Source organism: Hydrogenophaga sp. GW456-12-10-14-TSB4 (assembly GCF_059424305.1).
Window position 1 is genome coordinate 154,919 of record NZ_JBWKZH010000001.1, and the last position, 22,082, is coordinate 177,000.

21 protein-coding genes and 1 pseudogene are annotated in these 22,082 nt (G+C 65.1%); 4 read left to right on the forward strand and 18 right to left on the reverse strand.

Annotated elements, in window-relative coordinates; translation table 11 throughout:
- Positions 1 to 49 precede the first annotated feature (49 nt).
- The 7 genes from AC07ZS_RS00775 to AC07ZS_RS00805 are packed head-to-tail and all read right to left on the reverse strand — an operon-like array spanning position 50 to position 8,220.
- Positions 50 to 1,738 carry an FAD-dependent oxidoreductase gene (locus AC07ZS_RS00775; protein ID WP_210829913.1) on the reverse strand — a complete coding sequence of 563 codons (1,689 nt, stop codon included), beginning with the start codon at positions 1,736 to 1,738 and terminating at the stop codon, positions 50 to 52.
- Positions 1,739 to 1,758: 20 nt separating this feature from the next.
- On the reverse strand, positions 1,759 to 2,931 hold the full coding sequence (locus tag AC07ZS_RS00780; protein ID WP_210829915.1) for an acyl-CoA dehydrogenase family protein: 1,173 nt from the start codon (positions 2,929 to 2,931) through the stop codon (positions 1,759 to 1,761).
- Positions 2,932 to 2,960: 29 nt separating this feature from the next.
- Positions 2,961 to 3,407, reverse strand: a complete 447-nt coding sequence (locus AC07ZS_RS00785; RefSeq protein WP_210829918.1) for a MaoC/PaaZ C-terminal domain-containing protein — start codon at positions 3,405 to 3,407, stop codon at positions 2,961 to 2,963.
- A 33-nt stretch (positions 3,408 to 3,440) separates the two neighbouring features.
- The gene (locus AC07ZS_RS00790) at positions 3,441 to 5,582 is read right to left on the reverse strand and encodes an acetate--CoA ligase family protein (RefSeq protein WP_492437664.1); all 2,142 of its coding nucleotides are present in this window, start codon (positions 5,580 to 5,582) and stop codon (positions 3,441 to 3,443) included.
- Between the two features lie 13 nt (positions 5,583 to 5,595).
- Entirely contained in the window at positions 5,596 to 6,048 is a 453-nt protein-coding gene (locus AC07ZS_RS00795; protein ID WP_210829883.1) for a Zn-ribbon domain-containing OB-fold protein, read from the reverse strand.
- Complete coding sequence (locus AC07ZS_RS00800; protein WP_210829881.1) at positions 6,045 to 7,238, reverse strand: thiolase family protein; 1,194 nt, start codon at positions 7,236 to 7,238, stop codon at positions 6,045 to 6,047. Before AC07ZS_RS00800 ends, AC07ZS_RS00795 begins: the two co-directional genes overlap by 4 nt.
- A gap of 16 nt (positions 7,239 to 7,254) precedes the next feature.
- Entirely contained in the window at positions 7,255 to 8,220 is a 966-nt protein-coding gene (locus AC07ZS_RS00805) for a Bug family tripartite tricarboxylate transporter substrate binding protein (RefSeq protein WP_492437661.1), read from the reverse strand.
- A 177-nt stretch (positions 8,221 to 8,397) separates the two neighbouring features.
- On the opposite strand from AC07ZS_RS00805, the gene AC07ZS_RS00810 reads away from it, so the two are divergent.
- Positions 8,398 to 10,056 (forward strand): sigma-54 interaction domain-containing protein, encoded by a 1,659-nt coding sequence (locus tag AC07ZS_RS00810; protein WP_247656070.1) that lies wholly within the window; start codon positions 8,398 to 8,400, stop codon positions 10,054 to 10,056.
- Between the two features lie 402 nt (positions 10,057 to 10,458).
- Here AC07ZS_RS00810 and AC07ZS_RS00815 read toward each other — a convergent pair whose 3' ends face one another.
- On the reverse strand, positions 10,459 to 11,475 hold the full coding sequence (locus tag AC07ZS_RS00815; protein ID WP_492442619.1) for an IS110 family RNA-guided transposase: 1,017 nt from the start codon (positions 11,473 to 11,475) through the stop codon (positions 10,459 to 10,461).
- Between the two features lie 151 nt (positions 11,476 to 11,626).
- On the opposite strand from AC07ZS_RS00815, the gene AC07ZS_RS00820 reads away from it, so the two are divergent.
- Both AC07ZS_RS00820 and AC07ZS_RS00825 read left to right on the forward strand, forming a co-directional pair.
- The gene (locus tag AC07ZS_RS00820) at positions 11,627 to 11,908 is read left to right on the forward strand and encodes a hypothetical protein (RefSeq protein ID WP_492439331.1); all 282 of its coding nucleotides are present in this window, start codon (positions 11,627 to 11,629) and stop codon (positions 11,906 to 11,908) included.
- Positions 11,909 to 12,007: 99 nt separating this feature from the next.
- Positions 12,008 to 12,184, forward strand: a complete 177-nt coding sequence (locus AC07ZS_RS00825) for a hypothetical protein (protein WP_492439333.1) — start codon at positions 12,008 to 12,010, stop codon at positions 12,182 to 12,184.
- A gap of 125 nt (positions 12,185 to 12,309) precedes the next feature.
- Here the strand turns inward: AC07ZS_RS00825 and AC07ZS_RS00830 are convergent, their stop codons facing one another.
- Entirely contained in the window at positions 12,310 to 13,260 is a 951-nt protein-coding gene (locus tag AC07ZS_RS00830; protein WP_492439386.1) for an IS5 family transposase, read from the reverse strand.
- On the opposite strand from AC07ZS_RS00830, the gene AC07ZS_RS00835 reads away from it, so the two are divergent.
- Entirely contained in the window at positions 13,260 to 13,928 is a 669-nt protein-coding gene (locus AC07ZS_RS00835; protein ID WP_297393939.1) for a LysR family substrate-binding domain-containing protein, read from the forward strand. The two genes, AC07ZS_RS00830 and AC07ZS_RS00835, sit on opposite strands and share 1 nt — an antisense overlap.
- Positions 13,929 to 13,932: 4 nt before the next feature.
- Here AC07ZS_RS00835 and AC07ZS_RS00840 read toward each other — a convergent pair.
- From AC07ZS_RS00840 to AC07ZS_RS00880, 9 genes and pseudogenes are all read right to left on the reverse strand, one after another.
- Positions 13,933 to 14,237, reverse strand: a pseudogene (locus tag AC07ZS_RS00840) (aminotransferase class III-fold pyridoxal phosphate-dependent enzyme); the annotation flags it as partial.
- Positions 14,238 to 14,308: 71 nt separating this feature from the next.
- Entirely contained in the window at positions 14,309 to 14,725 is a 417-nt protein-coding gene (panD, locus tag AC07ZS_RS00845) for an aspartate 1-decarboxylase (RefSeq protein ID WP_056278406.1), read from the reverse strand.
- Positions 14,726 to 14,736: 11 nt separating this feature from the next.
- Positions 14,737 to 15,762, reverse strand: a complete 1,026-nt coding sequence (gene bioB, locus AC07ZS_RS00850; protein ID WP_291086725.1) for a biotin synthase BioB — start codon at positions 15,760 to 15,762, stop codon at positions 14,737 to 14,739.
- An 85-nt stretch (positions 15,763 to 15,847) separates the two neighbouring features.
- The gene (locus tag AC07ZS_RS00855; protein WP_056278412.1) at positions 15,848 to 16,636 is read right to left on the reverse strand and encodes a citryl-CoA lyase; all 789 of its coding nucleotides are present in this window, start codon (positions 16,634 to 16,636) and stop codon (positions 15,848 to 15,850) included.
- Positions 16,637 to 16,672: 36 nt separating this feature from the next.
- Positions 16,673 to 17,518, reverse strand: coding sequence for an HpcH/HpaI aldolase/citrate lyase family protein (locus AC07ZS_RS00860; RefSeq protein ID WP_236944073.1), 846 nt, complete (start codon positions 17,516 to 17,518; stop codon positions 16,673 to 16,675).
- Positions 17,515 to 18,879 carry an MmgE/PrpD family protein gene (locus tag AC07ZS_RS00865; RefSeq protein WP_056278598.1) on the reverse strand — a complete coding sequence of 455 codons (1,365 nt, stop codon included), beginning with the start codon at positions 18,877 to 18,879 and terminating at the stop codon, positions 17,515 to 17,517. The genes AC07ZS_RS00860 and AC07ZS_RS00865 overlap by 4 nt, the downstream gene beginning before the upstream one ends.
- 16 nt (positions 18,880 to 18,895) lie before the next feature.
- On the reverse strand, positions 18,896 to 20,074 hold the full coding sequence (locus AC07ZS_RS00870; protein WP_069047327.1) for a CaiB/BaiF CoA transferase family protein: 1,179 nt from the start codon (positions 20,072 to 20,074) through the stop codon (positions 18,896 to 18,898).
- A gap of 11 nt (positions 20,075 to 20,085) precedes the next feature.
- Positions 20,086 to 21,243, reverse strand: a complete 1,158-nt coding sequence (locus AC07ZS_RS00875; protein WP_056278421.1) for an acyl-CoA dehydrogenase family protein — start codon at positions 21,241 to 21,243, stop codon at positions 20,086 to 20,088.
- 51 nt (positions 21,244 to 21,294) lie between these two features.
- A complete protein-coding gene (locus AC07ZS_RS00880; protein ID WP_492439338.1) occupies positions 21,295 to 22,077 on the reverse strand; it encodes an enoyl-CoA hydratase-related protein in 783 nt (260 codons plus the stop codon).
- Positions 22,078 to 22,082: the final 5 nt, after the last annotated feature.

Here is a 22,082-nt window from a genome sequence, read left to right on the forward strand (position 1 = left end):
TATCTGGCCGCAGCGATGGACCTGTGGAAGAACATGCGCACGGGCAAGTTCAGGTGTCCAAGTGTCTGGCCGCGATGTAAGCGAAGGTCATGGCCGGGCCGATCGTGATGCCTGCCCCCGGGTAGGCTCCGCCCATGACGCTGGCCATGTCGTTGCCCACGGCATACAGGCCCTGGATCGGCGTGCCGTCCGTCGCGCGCAGCACGCGCGCGTGCTCATCGGTCTGAAGTCCCTGGAACGTCCCCAGGTCGCTGGGTTCCAGGCGCACCGCGTAAAACGGTCCCCGCTCGATAGGCGCCAGGTTGGGATTGGGCTTGCAGGAGGGATCGCCGCCGAAATGGTTGTAGACGTTGGAGCCCTTGCCGAAATCGAGGTCCTTGCCGTCACGGGCGAACCCGTTGTAGCGCTTCACGGTGCTGTCCAGGGCCGCGGGTTCGATGCCGAGTTGACTCGCCAGCCCGGCCAGGGTGTCGCCCCGGATCAGGTACCCGCGGTCGACGTAGCGCGTGATCGGCATGGGAAAGGGCGGCACCACGCCCATGCCGTAGCGGCGGATCGTGGCGTGGTCGCAGATCAGGAACGCCTCGACGCGGGCATCGTTCGCACAGGCCTTCACCATGGCGGGGACGAAATCGTGGTAAGAGTCCGCTTCGTTCGCGAAGCGCTGGCCCCGGCGGTCCACCGCGATGAAACCGGGCTTGCAGCGATCGATGAAGTGGGGGTATGGCGTGAACGTGCCGTCGCCGTTGGGCAGATTGGACACGGGCGTCCAGGCCGCGGGATTGGAGGCCCCCTTGGAAAACCCCGCACCATGTGCCTGTGCCAGTTGCGCCCCGTCACCGGTGTTGCCGGGTGGGGCCAGGCTGACGTGGTTCTTGCCCTGGGCCACGTGCGGGTAGCGCTCGCGGCGCCACGCGTCGTTGCGGGGGAAGCCGCCGCTGGCCAGGATAACGCCCTTGCGAGCGACCACCTCGACGGTGCGGCCGTCGCGGCGCACCAGGCCGCCGCTCACCCGGCCGTCCTGTTCGATTAGGCGCACCAAGGGTGAGCCCGTCCAGAGCGGCACACCCTTCTCGAACAGCGACAGCGCCAGGCGCGCCACGAGCGCGTTGCCATTGGCGATGGCGGTGCCCCTCGGCCAGCTCAGGCGATCGCGCGCGTAACGAGCGAGCATGCACAGGACGTGAACACCCGAGCGCAGGGAGCGTGTGGCATTGAAGAGGTGAGGGATGTCCGAGCGCGAGACGGACATGCCGCCGAACAGCATCATGGTTGTGATCGGGACCCGCAGTTCCCGAAAGCGCTGGCCCAGCCGGCGGCCATCGAAGGGCTCCGGCAACAGGGAGCGCCCGCCACTCGATGCGCCGGGACGCAGGGGGTGGTAGTCGGCCCAGTTCGGAATCAGCTGGTAGCGCACATGGCTGCGCGCCAGCATGTGGTCCAGCATCCGGGGTGCGTTCTCGACGAACGCGCGGGCCTTGGGTTCATCGAAGAACTCACCAGCTTCTTCCTTCATGTAGGTCAAGGCGTCCTCGGGAGAGTCCTTCAAGCCGGCCTGCCTGGCCAGGCTGTTGCCGGGAATCCAGATCACCCCCGCGGAGTAGGCCGTGGTGCCGCCGAACACCGGCTCTTTTTCCGCCACGATGACATCCAGCCCGCTGTCCGCCGCGGTGAAAGCCGCCGTCAAACCGGCGGCGCCGGAGCCGGCAACCAGCACATCACACTCGATCTTTTCCATGCTTGTGGTCTCGTTGGTCATCAAAGGCCCATCAGTTGGGCAATGATGTTGCGCTGGATCTCGTTGGCCCCGCCGCCCACGGGGCCGATGCGCGAGTCTCGGAAGAAGCGCTGCATGTCGTGCTCCATCATGTAGCCGGCCCCGCCCATGATCTGCATGCCCAGGTTGGCGCAGTCGAAGTCGTTGTCGGTCGACACCACCTTGGCCATCGCGGTCTCGATTCGCGGCTCGACACCGGCATCCAGCATCTCCGCCACGCGGTATGTCATCAGGCGCGTGGTCTCGGCCTTGATGCGCATGTCGGCGAACTTGTGCGCTATCGCTTGGAACTGGGTGATTGGCTGGCCGAACTGCACGCGCTGCGTCGCGTAGTCCTTGGCGTAGTCGATCACGTGCTGCGTGTTGCCGGCGCCGGCCGCAGCCAAGCACAGGCGTTCCATGTTCAAGCACTTCATCAGGCCGCGCCAGCCTTTATTCTCTGCGCCGATGAGGTTCTCCGCTGGCACTTCCACGTTGTCGAAGAAGACCTCGTTGGCGCGGGTGGTGCGGCGGCCCAGGGTGTCGAGCATGCGGATGGTGACGCCCGGCGCGTCGGCCGGGATGAGCAGCATGCTGATGCCCTTGTGCCCAGCGAACTGGGGGTCTCCCGACGGTCCGGTGCGCACCGCTGTGACCAGGTGGTTTGCCACGTGGGCACAGGTGATGTAGAGCTTCTGGCCGTTGACCACGTAGCGCTCGCCACGTCGCTCGGCCTTGGTGGCGATCGCCGCTGCGTCGGATCCCGCGCCTGGTTCGGTCAGCGCGATAGCCATGCGCAGGCGGCCGTCCATGATGCCGGGCAGGTACGTGCGCTTGAGCTGCTCGCTGCCGTGCAGGGCGATGTGCTGGCCGGCGTAAATGACTGCGGTCAGATAGGCCGTGGCCACGCTGGCGTAGTGGTAGGCCATGGCCTCCACCAGCACCGCGAGGTCCTTGTGCGAGCCGCCCGAGCCGCCCTCGGCCTCGCTGAATGGCAGGCTCATCCAACCAGCGTCGGCCAGCGCCTGGTAGGCCTCGAAGGGGAATTCACCCGCGCGGTCGAGTTCGCGGATTTTTTCCACAGGCAGCTTGGCCTGCAGCAGGTCCAGCACCGAGTCGCGAATCATGCATTGCTGCTCGGTGAAGCCGAAGGTGTTCCAGTCTTGTCGCGCCATGGCGGTGTGTCTCCAGTAGTGAAATGGGTTTAGGCGCGGGTGCGCACCAGGGTCGCGAACAGGCCGGACTGAACCACCTCGTCACGCTGATTGAGGATTTCCATGCGGCGCTTCACCACCCCGGCCTGGCCGTTCGAGGTCAGCCGCTTCTCGGTAACGCTCCAGCGCAGGCGGATGCAGTCGCCGAAAAACACCGGGGCCAGGAACCGCCAGTCCTCCATGCCCAGGAAGGCGAGCGCAGTGCCCTGCAACTGCCCGGCCTTGGCCGATAGACCGGTCGCCACCGAGAGCACCAGCAGGCCGTGCGCCACCCGCTGACCGAGGGGCGAGCGCTCGGCGTAGTGGGCGTCGGTGTGCAGGGGGTTGTCATCTCCCGACAGCGCCGCGAAGGCCAGGACGTCGGTTTCGCTGATGGTTTTCTCCGGCGTGACGACGGGAGTGGCCTGCGGGTCGAAATCTTCAAAAAACCATCCCATGGGCATGTCCTTTTTATGTTCTTTGATGAGGGGCTATGTCGGCCGGCGCACGATCAGGGCGTCCACCGCGACAAAGCGATTGCCGCGCGCCATCACGGGGTTGAGGTCGATTTCGTCGACGTCGTTGCACAGGTCCATGCACATGCGCGAGAAACGCGCCACCAGATCGGCCAGGGCATCGAGGTCGACGCCCGGATTGCCGCGATAGCCCTGGAGCAGCGGGTAGACCTTCAGTCGCCGCAGCATCGCGGCCGCCTGCGACGGGTCGACCGGCGCCAGCTCGGTCGCGACGTCGCCAAACATCTCGATCAGCACGCCACCCAGGCCCACCATCACGAGGGGGCCGAAGACTGGGTCGCGCTTCATGCCCAGCACGAGTTCGAAATCCCCCTTCTCCATCGGTTGCAACAAGAAGCGGCCAGGGCCCGCGCCGGGCGCATGTTCGCTCAGGGACGCCAGCATCTGGTGAGCCGCCCGCGATACCTCGTCGGCGCTCGCCAGGCTCACCCGAACCAGGCCCAGCTCGGTCTTGTGCGCGATGCCGGGGGCGTCGTACTTCAGCACGAGAGGAAGCGGCATCCCCCTGGCCTGTTGCTCCACCTCTCGCACGCTGGCCGCCACCCGCTCCTGCACAACGGGCAGGCCGTACAGCGCCACCAGTTGTTTCGCCACCTGCTCGGTGATCACCTGCGGTTGCTGCCGAAGCAAGGCAAGCGCGGGCGATGGCGCGCCGGCTGGCGCCCCCACGGCGTGCGTGGGCCGTGGCGTATCGCGCCAGCGATGCCAGTCCTGCCAGGCTGCCAGCGTGCGAAAGCAGCGTTCGGTGTCGCGGAAGAAGCCGATGCGCTCGTCGCGCATGTAGGTGATCGCGCCCGGGCCTTCCAGCCAGTGGGGCAGCCAGACGATGCACACGGGCTTGCCGGCCTCGCGCGCCAGTGCCGACACCACCGGGCAGCGCTTGTCAGCGATGACCTGTCCCGCCGTGACCTGCGGCAGCACCAGCACACCGTAGTGGTCGTCACGCAACATCGCGCGCGCGCAGGCCTCGAACGCCTCGGGGCTGTTGAGCACCTGGCCGGTGATGTCACACGGGTTGTGCGGCGAGCCGAACTCCGGCACGGTGGCGTCCAGCACCGCTTGCGCCTCGGCATGGGGTTGCGGCAGATCGATGCCATGGTTGGCGCCTGCGTCCGCGCACATGATGGCGGCGCCCCCGGATGTGGCCATCACCGCCACCCCCGGTGCCACCGGGGCCGGCGCCTTGGCGAAGAAGTCCGCCATTTCAGTCAGTTCGGCGAGTGAATGTGCCCGCACGAAGCCGCCGCGCCGCATCGCCGCCTCGAAGGCCTGCGACGAGCCCGCCAGGCTGCCTGTGTGCGATTGCGCCGCCGCCGCCGCGGCTTCGCCCACCGCGGTCTTGTAGACGATCACCGGCTTGCCCCGCTCGCGCGCGGCGTCGGCCAGCGCCTGCAGGCGTTCGGCGTCACCGGCCGCTTCGAACACGCAAGCCACGCTGCGGCAGTCGGGGTCCTGCACCAGGTAGTGGGCCAGGTCCAGGACGTCGACGTCGCAGGAATTGCCTGCCGTCAGCAGGTGCGTGTAGGCCATGCCGTTGTGGGCGCCCTGCAGCAAGGCGTAGCCCAAAGCGCCGGACTGGCTGACCAGGCCCACGCGGCCCGGTGGTTTCGGCAGTTGCGCATACCCCATCTGGAACAGCAGGCCCGCGCCGAGGGCCACGTGGGCGATGCCCAGGCAATTGGGCCCGAGGATGCGAAGGCCGCTGTCGCGCGCGATGTCGGCCATCGCGTCCTGCAAGACGATGCGTTCGGACAGGCCTGTTTCGCTGAAGCCCGAGGCGTAAACGATGGCGCCGCCGGCGCCGGCATCGGCCGCCTCGCGCACCGCATCCAGCGCGGCTTGCCAGGGCAAGGCAATGACGACGCAGTCGGGCGCAGCCGGCAGGGCCTTCAGGCTGGCGTGGCAAGGCCGCCCGGCCAGTTCGTCGTAGCGTGGGTTTACTAGGTGGATGTCGCTCTGATAGTGGGCCAGGTTCTCCAACGTGCGGTTGGAAAATGAGCCGGGTTTGGCGCTGGCGCCGACGATGGCGATGCTGCGCGGAGCAATCAGACGGTGCAGTTCGTGCGGCGCGTACAGGCGCCGTTGGGCAGAAGGCATGGGAGCGTTGGTGTCAAAGGGGGTCGATAAGGCGGGCGGCAAACAACGGGCCGTCCTCGTAAGTCAGCACCGCCAGTTCGACCTCGCGGTCAAGGAGTCGGGCGGTGGGCGTGTCACCCAACAGGCGCGTCGCAATGCGCAGGCCGGCCCGCAGGTCGATGATGCCGACCTGATACGGTGCCTCGGCCCCGAACACCTTGGGGGCCGCATGGATGGTGGTGGCGGAATAGACCACGCCACGCGGTTCGATGGCCCGCCACTGCACGCTGCGGTGCCAGCAGTGAGGGCAGAAAGGCTTGGGGGGAAAGGACAGGCGATCGCAGGCCGTGCAGTGTGTGGCCATGAAGCGGCCCTCGTCGAGCCCGCGCCAAAACGCGCTGGTGAAGCTCGACTGCGCCGGAGGGTAGGGGCGCGTGCCAGCCATCGGCAGGCGCGGCATGGCGGGCATTTGTGCGGCATCGCTCATGCGGCGGCCTCCAGGATGTGCACCAGCGCTGCGTTGTAGTTGCCCAGTTCGCAGGCGGCCATGGCAATGGCGGCGTCTGGCACCTGGCGCGCACCCGCGCGTCGGGTCAGCTGCTCGAACAATTCCAGATAGGAATAAAGGGGCGTGATGAAGGGCGGGTGTCCGCGCGCGATCAGACCACCCGAGGTGCAGATGGGAATGCGCCCACCCAGGGCGGTTTCGCCGGCCGCCGCCTGCGCGGCGCCGCGCCCGCGCGGCGTCAGGCCCAGGGCTTCGCTGACAAGGACCTCCACGATGGTGCAGGGCGCATACAACTCCGCGACGTCGATGTCGTCGGCCTGAAGGCCTGCAGCTCGATAGGCCTGGCCGCCGGCGCGCACCGCCGCGTTGAAGGCAATCATGTCGGTCGGCACTTCGGATATCTGGTGAGCGCCTTCGTGATGAAAGCCGCGTCCGATCACGCGTGCGTACGGCTTGCCCAGCGCGCGCGCCACCTCTTCGCTGGCCAGCACGATGCAGGCGGCGCCGTCGGACCGGGGCGGCACCTCGTACAGTCCGAAGGGTTCGACGATGGGGCGCTGTGCGAGCACCTCCTCCAGCGTCACCAACTCCTGGTACTGGGCCAGTGGGTTCAGCGCCGCGTGGCGGCGATTCTTCACCGTCACGCTGGCGATCTCGGCCCGCGTGGCGCCGGTTTCGTGCATGTAGCGCATCGCGTCCATCGCGTACCACGAGATCGGCGTGAAGCCGAATGGCGTGTGGAAGGCGACGTCGCCAGTGGCGCGCATCGAGCGGTTCATGTGCTCAGCGCTGCCGATGGCGGTCTCGAAGTTCACGCCGAGTGCCAGCGCCACGTCCGCGCGCCCGGTCTCGATCATCTGCGCCGCCTGGTCGAACGCGAGTCCCCCGGTCATGCCGTTGCCCACCACCTCCATCACCACGCCATTGCTCGGCAGGCGCAGGTAGTTGGCCATAAAGGTGCCGAAGTAGAGCTGCTGGGTGTAGGGCCGCGGGTGGCACAGCACCATGGCGTCGATGGACTCCTTGCTCACGCCCGCCTGGCCGACGGCCTCAAGCACGCAGGCGGCCAGGACCTCATGTTCCAGCACCTGGAGGTCGAGGCCGGGTGCGGTCTGCACCCGACCACAGGGGATGCCGGCGGCGCCGACGATGGTCACTTGCCTGCTCATCAGATTTCCGCGTCTCTCAGGGTTGCTTGAGCAGGCCGGCTCGCTCGACGAAGCGGCGCTCCTGCTGGTACGCCTCAACGGTCCATTTCGTGTATTGCTCGGTCGAGCGATACCAGGGGACCTGATACAGGTTATCGAGGAGGGCCTTGTTGTCCGGCGTCTCCATCGCGGTCTTGAAGGCGTCGTGCAGCCGCTTGACCACTGCACCCGGCATATTGCGCGGTCCCACCAAGCCGTAGGGCGATGAATAGATGATGTCGTAGCCCAGCTCTTTCGAGGTGGGCACATCGGGCAGGCGGGACAGGCGCTCCGCGTCGAAGATGTTGAGGATCCGCACCTTGCGCGCCTCGGCCTGGGTGATCACGCTGCCGACGTTGTTGAGCGTGACCATCACATGGCCGCCCAGCATGGCCGTGGTGGTTTCGCCACCGCCCTTGAATGGCACGTGCACCGCCTGAAAGCCCGCCTGGTGAGCCAGCGCTTCCATCAGCAGATGCAAGGATGAGCCCTGACCGGGGGTGCCATAGGTAAGCTGCCCCGGGTTTGCCTTGGCCCAGACGATCATGTCCTTCAAGGACTTGAGCGGCGAGTCGTCCCGCACGGCAATCGCGAAGGTGTAGCCGCCCAGGCCGATGATCCAGGTGAATTCGTTGAGCGGGTTCCAGTCCACTGGCTGCATGTGCGGCTGGCGCAGCAGGGACACCGTGCTGGCGGCGACGGTGTAGCCGTCGGGCTTTGCTAGGCGGGCCATCTGGACGGGGCCGATGGTGCCGTTGCCGCCAGGCTTGTTCTCGATGACGATGGATTGCCCCAGGCTACGGGACGCCAGCTCGGCCAACTTGCGGTACTGCGCATCCGTGGGGCCGGCGCTGTACGGCACGACGAGCGTGATCGGGCGAGTGGGGAACTCCTGGGCCATTGACGAACCTGCGGCCGTCAGCAGCAGAGATGCAACGCAAATGTGTCTGCGCAAGGGATTCATATCGTCTCCTTTTGTCGTGGTGGATAGCTCCCTCCTGTTGCGAATGCGCCAAGCAGGGGCAGATGACAGGGGTGTATGTGCAAAGTCTGTGCCATCAGTCTGGCATCCCCAAAATCGCCTTCTCGGCTAAAATACGTCCTCAATGACGACACTGGTATGTCCCGTATGAATGCATCAATGAATAGCGTCTCTCATGAAGACATTGCAAGCGCAAGGGAGTCCGTGGGCATCTGGATGCGCGATCTGGAAACCGGCCAGGAGCAATTGCATGGCACCGCGTGCTTGGCATCCATCCGCCGGCAGGTTCTCCCCGAGCTGGAAAAGTGGCTGCAGCGCGGCCTTGACGCGGGCCTGTTCGCCACCGAAGGCGCCACCCCATTGATCGTCGTGGTCTGGCTGGTGGACTCTGCTCAGGTAATGCTCATCAAGCCCGCGGGAGAAGATGACGCATTGATGCGTTTCATAGCCACAGTGCCGTTCGCAGCACCGGTCCTGAACCATATTCTGACCAGCCCGCACGACGCCATCTCGGTCGTCGATTGTGGCGGCATCATGCGCTACATCAGCCCGACACACGAGCGCTGGCTGGGCCTGCGCTCGGGTGAGGCAGTTGGCCGGCCCGCGCACCAGATCATTCCCAACTCGCGCATGGCGGAAGTTGCCGCTTCCGGCGTCGCGGAGATCGGACAACCTTATTCCGCGGACGGCGTGGCCACCCGCATCGTCAGCCGGATCCCGATCCGGGTCGGAGGAGCGGTCGTGGGTGTCGTGGGACGGACCTTGTTCAAGGGGCCCGAGGTCGTGCAGCGCATGTACCGTGAGGTATCGCGCCTGCAGAACGAAGTCACGCGCTACCAGCGAACCCTGGGCGTGATGGCGCCCGAACCGGAGTCACTGGGCCGGCTCGTCGGGAACAGCGCACCGATGCTCGACCTGAAGAAGGAAATCCGGGTCGTCGCCGAACTCGACGTTCCCGTGCTGATCCTTGGCGAGAGCGGTGTCGGCAAAGAGCTGGTGGCGCAGGCCTTGCATGACTTGAGCCCCCGTCGGAAACAGCAGATGGTCTCGCTGAACCTTGCCGCCTTGCCGGCGAGCCTGCTGGAAGCGGAACTGTTCGGCTACGCGCCAGGCAGTTTCACGGGCAGCCACAAACAGGGGCGTATCGGGAAATTCGAACTCGCCGACAAGAGCACCGTGTTCCTGGACGAGATCGGCGACATTTCTGCAGACATCCAGGTGAAGCTGCTGCGGGTGCTCGAGGACTACACAGTCGAGCGGCTGGGTGAGCACCGCTCCCGCAAGGTCGACTTCCGGCTGGTGGCCGCCACCCACCGGAAAATGGACGACCTCGTCGCTTTGGGACAGTTCCGCCTCGATCTGTTCTACCGCCTTGCCGGCGTGACGCTGCACGTTCCCGGTCTGTCCGAGCGGCTGGAAGACATTCCGGAACTCCTGACCCACTTTATTCAGCAGTTCTGCGCTCGCAATCGCTGGGAAGTGCCAGAAGTCCACCCCGAAGTTGCCCCGTTTCTGGCCCAGCAAGCCTGGCCCGGCAACGTGCGCCAGCTGCGCCAGCGCATTGAGGAGGCCCTGGTCTTCTCGGCGCGGCAGACGCTGGAGCGCCGCCATTTCGAACGCCATGGCGCCAGCCGGCAGCCGCGCGTTCATGCCCCAGCGCTGGCCATGGCGGTGCCTTTGGAGAACCCACTGACCATGACGCAGCACATGCAAAAAGCGGTACGCGAGGCGGTAGAGGCTCACGGTGGCAACAAGCAACGAGCGGCCAGGGCACTCGGCATTTCCCGCTCCCATCTTTACCGACTGCTGGGTGGTTGAGGAAGACCTCAATGCACCGAACTTGAGCCAAGTCGACTAGAATCGATGGAGACAAATGCTTGATTTATTTGATTATTTCTTCAATTTCTCCGAACAAGGCAGATGGCCACGGCAAGAAAATTCAAGGTTAACCCTAGATTTGCTCTTATATGGACGCCTCCCAAGTTGCAAGCGCTTTGTGTGTTGGCCGTATTGGCGGGCTGCATTCTTATATCCGGCCTGTTGACGCAGGCGTTGTTGCCCGCTGGCCCTGATGGGATTCGCTGAGAGGTGCCTTGATCTTCGGATCGAGCTTCGAGAGCTCCGGAGCAAATTCAGGCCCTACCTCTCCCGGTCCAACCTATTCAGCCATCACACATCTTCGCGCTGCCAAACCTCAGGTTCCTTGAGTCGCTACGCAGGTCACGCTGCTGATTGCTGGATCTCTGGTTTGTAGTTCCTGCTGTGGGCAAGCATGGCCCAGATCGTTCGTGCGATCTTGTTCGCCAAAGCAACCACAGCGACGTTCCATGGCCTATCCCGCATCAGGCGTTCAAGCCAAGGCGAATGCTCCTTCTGGCGCGCCATGACCGCCCTGGAACAGTGAATCAACATGGTCCGGAGATATGAGTTCCCCTGTTTACTCATGCCAAGGATGCGCACACGACCGCCCGTGCCAGTGTGCCGAGGCACCACTCCCAGCCAGGCAGCAAACTCTCGGCCAGAGCTGAACTCCTTGGCATCACCCACCGAGGCAACGATCGAGGTCGCGGTCAGCAACCCTACCCCAGGAATCTGCAACAAACGCTCGCAGCGCTCGTCCGATCGCTTGAACGCTTCCAACTTGCGCTCGATCGCATCCACCCGTTCTGAGAGCTGCAGGATCAACTGGTACTGGTCCCGCATCGCTTCAATCGCCATGGCGGGGATCTTGTCCTCCAGGCTGGCGAATGCCTCCGGCAGACGTTTCACGCACCAATGCCGGCCCTCCGGAAGAGCGAATCCCAGCTCGTAGAACACGGCTCGGAGCTGGTGTAGCTGGGCAGTCCTGGCCTTGACCAAGCCGTCCCGCATGGTGTGCAGCGCCAAGATCGCCTGCTGGGCTTCGGTCTTGACCGGCACGAAGCGCATTTCGGGACGCTGCGCTGCCTCCCATATCGCCCGAGCATCGGCCGCATCGTTCTTGTTGCCCTTGACGAACGGCTTGACAAACTTCGTCGCAATGAGTCGCACCTCATGGCCAAGTGCGCGCAACTGGCGCGCCCAGTGATGGGAGCTCCCGCACGCCTCCATCGCAACAACGCAGGGCTGCCGATTGGAGAAGAACGGCACCATCTCTGCTCGCTTGAGCTTCAGCTTGGTGATCTCCCCTGTGTCGGGATCAACCGAATGCAATTGAAAGAAGCGTTTGGCAATATCCAGTCCGATCACAGCGAGCATGGCGGTCTCCTTGGTAGGTGGATGGGACCTCCATCGTGACCGAAAAAGACTCAGGAGGCGTCCATGCCATCCTCGCTGAACTCGCGGCGCGCATCCGCTGCGATTATTTTGCCGCCAGTGCGCGGCACGCTGCCCTCACCCGCCGCCGATCTTGACGTTGCCGCGCTTGATCGGCGTGCCGCTGTCCATGGGCGGCACTTCACAACGCGCCATGCTCGATACCTTCTTCGGTTCGCTCGATTGGCGCTGGGGGGGGTGCGGGCCTGAGGTGCCCGAGCGTCAGATGCCGTTCGAGGCCCTGGACAAGCTGGGCCCTGCCTATCTGCTGGTGCTGGACCGTGGCTACCCGGCGGCGTGCCTGCAGCAGCGCGGCATTCGCTTTTGCACCCGTGGGACAAGGTCAATGGCTTCAAGGCCGTGCGGGACTTCGTGAGAAGCGGGCTGGACCAGGCAACCGTGACCTTGAGGCCTCCCTTCGCGCCGCGATGCGCTGGACTATGGCTGTACGCCCGTTCCCGTCACGGTGCGGCTGGTGCGCCAAGTCACCCCCGAGGGCCAGGTTCGGGTGCTGCTGACCACCCTGCCCGCCGACGCCGTTGCCTGCAACGTGTTCGCCGACCTGTATCACCAGCGCTGGGGTGTGGAGGAGACGTCAAAAGCAAGGCTTAACGGGCTAAGGAAGGTCTGCAAAACACCCGCTGCAGCGTGAGCTGAGACGATGAATTTCGGATGACGATATTGAAGTCGGGTTCGGATGGTTTGCAAAGACGGATTTCGACCTTCTGCGGCCGTTTTGACCTGGCTCGCAGGGCATCGCCCGGGCTGCAGGCGCACTCACCCCTGCAACCTCAAGATCTGCCTGCGCACCATCCACAGATTGCTTAGCGCAAACAGCATCGTGAGGCGCGCTGTGTTCTTGGCCAAGCCCCGGTAGCGCACCTTGGCATGACCGAACTGCTGCTTGATCACGCGAAACGGGTGTTCCACCTTCGCCCGGATGCGCGCCTTGGTCTGCTCCAGTTTGTCCATGATCTCGCCCATGGGCGTGCTCTTGTCGAGCACCTTGCGCTTGCCCGGGCGCATGGCCACGTGCCAGTTCGCATTGATGCCCTGCGTTTCTTCGCGCTTGGCCACACCCTGGTAGCCCGCATCGGCGAACACGTCCGTCTCTTCTCCATGCACCAGCGCGCCGGCCTGTGTCACGTCGTTGACGTTGGCCGCCGTGCCCACCACGCTGTGCACCAGGCCCGAGTCGGCATCCACGCCAATGTGTGCCTTCATGCCGAAGTGCCATTGGTTGCCCTTCTTGGTCTGGTGCATCTCGGGGTCGCGCTCTCCCGTGCTGTTCTTGGTCGAACTGGGCGCGGCAATGATGGTGGCGTCCACCACGGTGCCGGTCTTGAGCAACAGGCCTTGATGGGCCAGTCCGGCATTGATGGTAGCCAGCACCTGAGGGGCGAGTTGGTGTTTCTCCAGCAGGTGGCGAAAGCGCAGGATGGTGCTCTCGTCGGGCAAGCGCGCGGCGCCGTCCAGGCCCACAAAGCGACGGTACAAGGGGCGCTCGTGCAGCTCTGCTTCCATCGCCGGATCGCTCAGGTTCCACCACAGCTGCAGGCAGTGGATGCGCAGCATGGTCTCGACCGCAAAAGGCGGGCGTCCACCCAGCGCCTGGTGTGCTCCACGGGCGTGTGGCTGGATGAGCGCAACCAAGGCCTGCCACGGCACAATCTTGTTCATCTCTACGCAGCGCTGTCGTCGCTCTGCGTAACGGCGTTGGCGGGCGATTGCGCATTGGCTTTGTAGGCTCCGCCACCTATGCGATGCTGCCACGCGTACTGCCGCTTTTTCGCGAGCGCTACCCGAATGTGGTGCTCGACTTGCGCGAAGGCACGACCACACAGATACTTCGCGACCTGGAGGCTGGTGCGCTGGACCTAGGGCTCGTTCGATACCCCGTGGCAGAAGCCACACCGATCGAAATCAGACCGGTGGAATGGGACAGGCTGGTGGTCGCCTTGCCGATGCACCATCCGCTGACCCGGCGCAAACGCGTGGCGCTATCGGACTTGGCCAATGAAGCTTTCATCATGTACTCAGCGTCGAGCGCGGTAAACCTTAGAGCACAGGTGATGCTGGTCTGCCAGACCGCTGGCTTTACTCCCCGGGTCACGCAGGAAGCCGTGCAGGTTCAGACGTTGGTCAGTCTTGTGGAAAGCGGCATCGGGGTGGCATTGGTCCCTGCAGCATGCAGCACAGGTTCCACCAGGCGAGTGGAGTTTCGCGATGTGTCGTCAGAAGCATCGCTCGCGGTAGCGCTCGGCGTGGCAATGCAGCCGAGCGCCGACGGTAGCGCTGCACAGCGTTTCCGGCAGATGTTGGAAGAGAACCCTCCTCAAAACGGTGACACTGTTCTTTTGCGTCGCCGAAAGCCAGTTCCGCGCGGATCACTTTGACGCTCTCGGTGGCGCTGGCGCCGTCGCTCCCGGTGAAGGCGTGGCCCAGGCCAGTGAGCGCAGCCAGGCGCTCGGACAGTTCAACCGCCGGCCCGTGGGTGAAACCAGCCAGCATCACGTGGTCGAGCGTGTGCAACTGATCGATCAGCGCGGTGCGGATGGCGGGGTGGTTGTGCCCGAACAGGTTGACCCACCAGGAGCTGATCGCATTCAGATGGCACCAGCCTCCGTGGTCGCGCAGCCACACGCCTGGGCCCGCGCCACGGGAATCAGCGGCAGCGCAGCACCCTCGGACGCGTGCAGCTTCATCTGGGTGCAGGGGTGCCAAACCCCAGCCGGGCTGCGCTAGCGCCAGGCGTCGTTGGCCGACACAGGTAGCATCAAAGCTCGGCGCCTAGGGGCAGGATGACCGGATCGCCGGACTGCGGACCGGCGGGCTCGCTGCGGGTCTCGACGATGCGGTTGGCGGCGTCGGGGAACACCAGCTTCGGCACGGCCTCGTCGAGCTTGTCCTCGTGAACCATGCCAAAGGCCGCGATGATCACCAGGTCGCCCACACTGGCGCGCCGGGCGGCCGAGCCGTTGAGCGAAATGATGCCGCTGCCGCGCGGCGACTTGATGGCGTAGGTGATGAAACGTTCGCCGTTGTTGACGTTCCAGATGTGCACCTGTTCGTTGGGGCGGATGTTGCTCGCCTCAAGCAGGTCTTCGTCGATGCCGCAGGACCCTTCGTAGTGCAGCTCGCAGTGGGTGACGGTGGCGCGGTGGATTTTGGATTTCAGCAGGGTGCGAAACATGGTCGTGGTCCTCAGGCGCCCATAGTGTGGCGCGCATGCAGGCCCAGGCGCTGCATCAGCGCCCGGTCGCGTTCGATGTCGGGGTTGCCGGTGGTCAGCAGCTTCTCGCCATAAAAGATGGAGTTGGCGCCGGCCGCAAAACACAGGGCCTGCACCGCATCGCTCATCTGCTGGCGCCCGGCCGACAGGCGCACCCGGGCCCGCGGCATGGTGATGCGGGCGACCGCGATCATGCGCACGAACTCCAGCGGGTCCAGTTCGGCCTGATCGGCCAGCGGCGTGCCTTCGACCTTGACCAGGTTGTTGATCGGCACCGATTCGGGGTAATCGGGCGCCAGGTTGGCCAGCTGGGCGATCAGCGCCGCACGCTGCACCCGCGTCTCGCCCATGCCCACGATCCCGCCACTGCAGACCCGGACGCCCGCCCCGCGCACGCGTTGCAGGGTGTCGAGCCGGTCCTGGTAATCGCGCGTGGTGATGATGTCGCCGTAAAAGTCGGGGGCGCTGTCCAGGTTGTGGTTGTAGTAGTCGAGCCCGGCGTCGCGCAGGGTTTCGGCGTGGCCCTCGTTGAGCATGCCCAGGGTGGCGCAGGCCTCCAGGCCCACGTCCTTGACCGCGCGCACCAGCTCGGCCACGGCTTGCACGTCGCGGTCCTTGGGCGCGCGCCAGGCCGCGCCCATGCAGAAGCGTGTGGCGCCGGCCGCCTTGGCGCGCACGGCCGCGTCGCGCACCTCTTCCACCGCCATGAGCTTGCTGGCCGCTACGCCGGTGTCGTAGTGCACCGACTGCGGGCAGTAGCCACAGTCTTCCGGGCAGCCACCGGTCTTGATCGACAGCAGCGTGGCAAGCTCGACCTCGGTCGGGTCGAAGTGCTCGCGGTGAACGGTCTGCGCGCGAAACAGAAGCTCGGTAAACGGCTGATCGAACAGCGCCACTACGGCTTCGGTCGACCAGGCTCCCACGCTCGATGCCTCGGCAGTCTGCGAAGGTGATTGCACCCAGTGAATGGGTTCTTCTCTCAGGATCGTGTCATTCATCGCGCAATACTCCAGTGGTGTCCAGCAAAATTCAATCGATAGATCGACGCGGGCGCATCGTGCCTGCAAGGCCAGCCACAGCGCTTCAGGCGCCTTGCGGCCTGATGTGCTGGGTGGCCTCGTCTTCGACCCGCTGCCAGATCTCGACCGCCATCGGGTTCTTGCTCTCTTCCAGGATGTGCCCCACCAGCCCGATGGCACGCGCCAGGACGCCGATGCCGCGCACGATTTTCCATGGCAGCCCGAGTTCGCAGCTGATGGCGCCGATGGCGCCGGTCGCGTTGACGGGAAGCGACTTGCCAGCGGCGCGTTCGGCCTCGTCGCAGATCAGTTGTTCCAGGCGGATGTAGTCGCCGGAAAAGCCGTTGTCTTTGGCGATCTGGAACAGGCGCGGGGCACGCGGATCGACCGGCTTGTGCAGCGGATGGCCGAGCCCCGGAATGATCTGGCCACGCTCTCGGTAGGCCGCCACGGTTTCGCGCGCAATGCGCTCCAGATCGGCGTCGCGTGTGCCCGGCGGCAGCGCCTCGTACAGCATTTTGGCGGTGCCTTCGGTGCTGCCGACGAACACGCTGCCCAGGCCGCACAATCCGGCCGCCACCGCCGCCTGCAGCGATTCGGGCGCACCGGCGTAAGTCAGTCGCGCGACCAGCGCACTCGGCGTGATGCCGTGTTCGACCAGCGTCACCGCGATCGCGTTGAATACGTTGGACTCCTGCGGCGTCGGCATGCGCCCGACGATCTGCAGGAAGGCCATATCACCCAGGTTGAGATGGCCAAGAATTTCGTCGGGCAGGCTTTTGCCGTGCACCTCGATGCGGTCGGGGGTACTCCACGCAATGTCGGAGCGGATGGGTTTGTTCTTGCGGGTCATGAGAAATTCCAGTCGGTTTGGGGTGGGCTTAAAAAATCAGGCGCTCAGACCCGCGTCGCGCAGCACGGCTTGTGCACGCTGGTACACCGGCAGATCGACCATCTGGCTGTCAACCGCCACAGCGGAACCACCCGCCGTTTCAAATGCTTTGCAGACGCGGCGCGCCCAGTCAAGCCGTTCGGGGGTCGGCGTGAACACCGCCTGGACGATGGCAAGCTGCTTCGGGTGGATGCACAGCTTGGCACCAAAGCCGAGTCGACGTGAGCGTTCAGTGTCCGCCTGCAAGCGTTGCAGGTCCTCGATCGCGGTGCTGACACCATCAACTGGCGCGGCCAGCCCGGCCAGCCGCGAGGCCAGCACCACTTGTGAGCGGAAAGCCAGCAGCTCTGACTCCGCGCCATCGGGCGCACAGTCAATGCCCAGATCGAGCGCCAGATCGACGCTGCCAAAAGCCAGGCGGATCACGCCCGGCACGCTCGCAATGCTGTGGATTTCCCTAAGTCCGCGCGCCGACTCGATGATCGGCAACACGTCCTTATAGGTGATCTCGACCACGGTGCACACGGCATCGATACCCTCGGCCTTGGGCAGCATCACCGCCGCCACACCAGGATGGCGACACAGTTCGAGATCGTCTTCAAACCAGGGCGTGCCAGCGGCATTGATGCGCACAACCAGCGGTGCCGACGCATCAAGCGCCGCCGCCAACGCGTCGCGTGCGCTCGCCTTCGCCTCGGGGGCAACCGCGTCTTCCAGATCAACAATCACCGCGTCGGCGCCGCTGGCGCGCGCCTTGGCAAAACGCTCAGGCCTGTCTGCGGGCACAAAAAGATAGGCACGCGGCAGGACATGGAGGCCGGGGGTGCTGGTCGCCATGCTCATGCCGCCAACCAGCGCTCGATGTGCGGCGCCTCGGCGACCGCCCAGACGCGCGCGATCAGTGCCTCCACCTCTGCAGGCGTGGCCCCCTTGCCGTAGGCCGCCAGGCGCTGCGCCTTGTCTTCCAGCTCGGCACGTGTCAGGGTGTTGCCAGGGTCGCCTTTGGGCTCATCGACCCGCGCGCCAAAGGTGTGGCCATCGCGCGTGCTCACCGTTACCTTGCCGATCCAGCGCTGCGGGTAGGCCTTATCGACCTCGGCGTCGAGCTGCATCGTCACGCGGTCGCGCAAGGCGGCCACGCGCGGCGCGAGGTAATGCGCTTCAAATTCATTCAGCCCGGCAAAGCCGTATTCGGCGGCCAGCGCCAGCACCGTGCCCATTGAGAATTTGGCCTGGTGCACGGTGGCGGGCACGGTGACGCGGCCCAGCACGTCGATGGCGCCCTGGTGCACATGGGTGGTCACCGCGGCAATATCGTCGGCCTTGAGCCCATGCGTCTGCATCAGCGCCAGCAGCGCGTCGGCGCTGGGGTGGGTGTGGCGGCACGAGGCGTGGTATTTGAACGAGGTTTCCGCCGTGGCCCAGCGCTGGCCCAGGCGGTCGGTCAGGCGCGCCGGATCGGCGTCGTTCGACATGCCCGCAGCCATGCCTTGCGCGCCTTCCAGAATCTGGCGCGCGCCGGTCAGCCCCTCGCGCGCCAAGTAGGCGCAAGCCAAGCCGCTGGACGCCGCATGCGCGGTGTGCAGTTGCTTGGAGTCGGCGGCGTCGCGCAAAAACTCCCACAGCCCGGCGGCTTGTGTGCCGGCGCTGCCGAAGGCATGCAGCATGGTGGTCGCATCGAGCTTGAGCAGCCGTCCGGCCGCCGCAGCGGCGGCCAGCGTGCCGGCGGTGGCCGTGGTGTGAAAGATGCGGTAGTGCGAGCGGCCCAGGAACTCGCCCACCCGAATGCCGACTTCATAGCCCGCCACTACGGCGGCCAGGAACTCGCGGCCGCTGGCACCGATGTCCTGCGCGATGGCCAGCGCCGCCGGGAACACGACGGCTGCGGGATGAAACACCGAGCCGTTGTGGACGTCATCCTGCTCGGCGAAATGCGAGGCGGCCGCGTTGACCATCGCAGCGAAATGGGGCGAGGTGGTGCGGCGCGAGATCAGCACCTCGGCGCGGCCGGAGGCCGGCCCCATGGTGCGGGCATAGGCTTCGATGGCCTCGACCGGCCGGGCGCCCTTGCCCGCCAACGCGGAGGCGTACCAGTCGAGGAACAGGTCTTCGGTTCGGCGCAGCACCGGCGCCGGAATGGTGTCGAATGACAGATCGGCGGCAAAGGCAGCCAGCGTCGCGCTCGGGTTCGTATCTGGGGTCATGGCATCGATCTCGCAGTCAGATGGCTTGGTCTGCACGCAGCCGGGCGATGTCAGTCTCGCCGTAGCCGAGCTCGGTCAGGATGGCTTCGGTGTGCTGACCCAGCGCAGGCACCGGCCCCATGGGCGGCGGCGGCTCGCTGCCCTGGACGTGGTGCGGCGGGTACAGCGCCGGCAGCGTGCCGCCTGGCGAACCGATCTCGGTCCAGCGCCCACGCGCCGCGAGTTGCGGGTGCTTCCACAGGTCGGCCATCTCGTTGAGCTGGCCGTTGGCGATTTGCGCCGCATCCAGCCGCGCCACCAGTTGCGCCGCGGTCAGAGTGGCGCAGACACCTTCGATGATGCCGCGCAGTTTCTCGCGCTGGGCCAGCCGGTTGGCGTTGCCCAGGTACTGTGCGGTCAGCTCGGGCAATTGCAACACCTGGTTGCAGAAGGTGGCCCATTCGCGGTCGTGCTGCACCGCCAGCACCACCTGCTTGCCGTCGCCGCAGGTAAAAGGGCCGTAGGGGTATATGGCGGCGTGCGAGGCGCCGGCACGCAGCGGCGGCGGCTGGCCATCCAGCGTGTAGTAGAGCGGGAAGCCCATCCATTCGGACATGGCTTCGAGCATGGAGATTTCGAGCCGCTGGCCACGCCCCGTGCGCCCGCGCTCCAGCAAAGCGGCCAGCACGCTGCTGTAGGCGTACATGCCAGCGGCGATGTCGGCAATCGACAGCCCGGCCTTGGATGGCGTCTCCGGCGTGCCGGTCACCGACACAAAACCGGCTTCGCTCTGGATCAGCAGGTCATAGGCTTTTTTCGCGGTGTAGGGGCCGCCGTCGCCGTAGCCCGAGATGTCGCACACCACGATGCGCGGGTTGACCGGCGCCAGGCTGGCATGGTCCAGTCCCATGCGCGCGGCAGCACCGGGCGCCAGATTCTGCACCAGCACGTCGGCGCGCTCCACCAGCTTTTGCAGTACGGCGCGTGCGGCCGGGTGTTTGAGGTCGAGCGTCAGGCTTTCCTTGGAGCGGTTGCACCAGACGAAGTGGGAAGCCGAGCCGTGGGCCCGGCTGTCGTAGGCGCGGGCGAAGTCGCCCTCGCCCGGACGCTCGACCTTGATGACGCGCGCGCCGAGATCGGCCAACTGGCGGGTGCAGAACGGCGCGGCAATCGCGTGCTCCAGCGTGACAATCAGCATTCCTTCCAATGGACGCATGGCAATTTCTTTCAGAATGAGCGCGGCAACTCGAGCACATGCTCGGCCACGTAACTCAGAATCAGGTTGGTGGAGATCGGCGCCACTTGGTACAGCCGGGTTTCGCGGAACTTGCGCTCGATGTCGTATTCGCAGGCAAAGCCAAAGCCGCCATGGGTCTGAATGGCGGTGTTGGCCGCCTCCCAGGAGGCTTTGGCGGCCAGGTACTTGGCCATATTGGCCTCTGCGCCACACGGTTGGTGGGCGTCAAACAGCTCGCAGGCACGCCAGCGCATCAGGTCAGCGGCTTCGGTCTCGATGTGGGCCTCGGCCAAGGGAAACTGCACGCCCTGGTTCTGCCCAATCGGGCGGTCAAACACGCGGCGCTCGCGGGCATAGCGGGCGCTGCGCTCGACGAACCAGCGGGCGTCGCCAATGCACTCGGCGGCAATCAGCGTGCGCTCGGCGTTCAGGCCGTCCAGGATGTACTTGAAACCTTTGCCCTCCTCGCCGATCAGGTTCTCGGCCGGGATTTCGAGGTTGTCGAAGAACAGCTCATTGGTCTCGTGGTTGACCATGTTGCGGATCGGGTTCACAGTCATGCCCTGGCCAATGGCCTGGTGCAGGTCAACGATAAAGATCGACATGCCCTCTGACTTGCGCTTCACATCCTTGAGCGGGGTGGTGCGTGCCAGCAAAATCATCAGATCGGAGTGCTGAATCCGCGAGATCCAGACCTTCTGGCCATTGACCACATAGCGGTCGCCCTGCTTGACTGCGGTGGTCTTGATCTTGGTGGTGTCGGTGCCTGTGGTTGGCTCGGTCACGCCCATGGACTGCAGGCGCAGATCGCCGCTCGCGATTTTTGGCAGGTAGCGGCGCTTTTGCTCGTCCGAGCCATGGCGCAGCAAGGTGCCCATGTTGTACATCTGGCCGTGACAGGCGCCGGCATTGCCGCCGCAGCGGTTGACCTCTTCCATCACCACCGAGGCTTCGGCCAGACCCAAGCCAGCTCCGCCGTACTCCTGCGGAATCATCACCGCCAGCCAGCCGGCCCTGGTCAGCGCGTCCACACACGCCTCGGGGTAAGCACGGGCATCGTCAATCTTGCGAAAGTACTCGTCAGGGAAGCGTTTGAAAAGATCGCGCAGCGCGGCACGCAACTCGGGGTAACGTTCTTGGTTCATCATTTTCAGTCTCTAAAAGTTCCCCGCCGAGCCGCGCAGGATAAAGGTTACCGGTTAGCGGAATTTGCTGAAGTCGGGCTTGCGTTTCTCAAGAAAGGCGCTGGCCCCTTCCTGCTGCTCGCCGGTACTGAAATAGTTAGGTGCCACTTCCTGGATCAGGTCGTTCATGTCCTTGCCCATGATCGGAGCCATGTGGTGGTAGAACGAACGCTTGACAATCTTCAGGCAGGTCGGCGACAGCGACAGCAATTCGTCGCAGTACTTCTGCACCTCTTCGTCGAGTTGGGCCATGGGCACCACCGAGTTGGCCAGACCCCAGTCGAACGCCTGCTTCGCGCTGTAGCGGCGGCACAGCATCCACAGTTCGCGCGCCCGCTTGTGGCCAAGCACATTGGCCGCGTGCGAGACGATGTAACCACCGGCCGGTGAGCCGACGCGTGGCCCGTTCTGACCAAAGATCGCATGCTCGGCGGCAATCGTGAAGTCACAAAAGTAGGCAATGTGGTGACCGGCACCAATGGCATAGCCGTTGACGCGCGCGATCACCGGCTTGGGACATTCGGCGATCTGGCGGTTGAAGTTGAATTCCAGGTCCTGCAGGCTGCTCTTGCCACCTTCGCCCTTTTCCCAGTTGACATCACCGCCGACACAAAAGGCGCGCTCGCCAGCACCGGTCAGCACGATCACGCCGACCTTCGGATCGTCGCCGGCCTGGGCCAGCAGTCGCTCCATGTCCTTGATGGTGTCACCAGTGAAAGCGTTGAGCGTCTTGGGCCGATTGATGGTGATGGTGGCAACGTAATTTTTGACGTCGTAAATGACTTCCTGATCGCTCATGGTGT

What these genes read in the sequence shown, in the direction of transcription:
- AC07ZS_RS00775 (WP_210829913.1), bottom strand. Translation starts at nt 1,738, where the DNA reads ATGGAAAAGATCGAGTGTGATGTGCTGGTTGCCGGCTCCGGCGCCGCC.
- AC07ZS_RS00780 (WP_210829915.1), bottom strand. Translation starts at nt 2,931, where the DNA reads ATGGCGCGACAAGACTGGAACACCTTCGGCTTCACCGAGCAGCAATGC.
- AC07ZS_RS00785 (WP_210829918.1), bottom strand. Translation starts at nt 3,407, where the DNA reads ATGGGATGGTTTTTTGAAGATTTCGACCCGCAGGCCACTCCCGTCGTC.
- AC07ZS_RS00790 (WP_492437664.1), bottom strand. Translation starts at nt 5,582, where the DNA reads ATGCCTTCTGCCCAACGGCGCCTGTACGCGCCGCACGAACTGCACCGT.
- AC07ZS_RS00795 (WP_210829883.1), bottom strand. Translation starts at nt 6,048, where the DNA reads ATGAGCGATGCCGCACAAATGCCCGCCATGCCGCGCCTGCCGATGGCT.
- AC07ZS_RS00800 (WP_210829881.1), bottom strand. Translation starts at nt 7,238, where the DNA reads ATGAGCAGGCAAGTGACCATCGTCGGCGCCGCCGGCATCCCCTGTGGT.
- AC07ZS_RS00805 (WP_492437661.1), bottom strand. Translation starts at nt 8,220, where the DNA reads ATGAATCCCTTGCGCAGACACATTTGCGTTGCATCTCTGCTGCTGACG.
- AC07ZS_RS00810 (WP_247656070.1), top strand. Translation starts at nt 8,398, where the DNA reads ATGAATAGCGTCTCTCATGAAGACATTGCAAGCGCAAGGGAGTCCGTG.
- AC07ZS_RS00815 (WP_492442619.1), bottom strand. Translation starts at nt 11,475, where the DNA reads ATGCTCGCTGTGATCGGACTGGATATTGCCAAACGCTTCTTTCAATTG.
- panD (WP_056278406.1), bottom strand. Translation starts at nt 14,725, where the DNA reads ATGTTTCGCACCCTGCTGAAATCCAAAATCCACCGCGCCACCGTCACC.
- bioB (WP_291086725.1), bottom strand. Translation starts at nt 15,762, where the DNA reads ATGAATGACACGATCCTGAGAGAAGAACCCATTCACTGGGTGCAATCA.
- AC07ZS_RS00855 (WP_056278412.1), bottom strand. Translation starts at nt 16,636, where the DNA reads ATGACCCGCAAGAACAAACCCATCCGCTCCGACATTGCGTGGAGTACC.
- AC07ZS_RS00860 (WP_236944073.1), bottom strand. Translation starts at nt 17,518, where the DNA reads ATGAGCATGGCGACCAGCACCCCCGGCCTCCATGTCCTGCCGCGTGCC.
- AC07ZS_RS00865 (WP_056278598.1), bottom strand. Translation starts at nt 18,879, where the DNA reads ATGACCCCAGATACGAACCCGAGCGCGACGCTGGCTGCCTTTGCCGCC.
- AC07ZS_RS00870 (WP_069047327.1), bottom strand. Translation starts at nt 20,074, where the DNA reads ATGCGTCCATTGGAAGGAATGCTGATTGTCACGCTGGAGCACGCGATT.
- AC07ZS_RS00875 (WP_056278421.1), bottom strand. Translation starts at nt 21,243, where the DNA reads ATGATGAACCAAGAACGTTACCCCGAGTTGCGTGCCGCGCTGCGCGAT.
- AC07ZS_RS00880 (WP_492439338.1), bottom strand. Translation starts at nt 22,077, where the DNA reads ATGAGCGATCAGGAAGTCATTTACGACGTCAAAAATTACGTTGCCACC.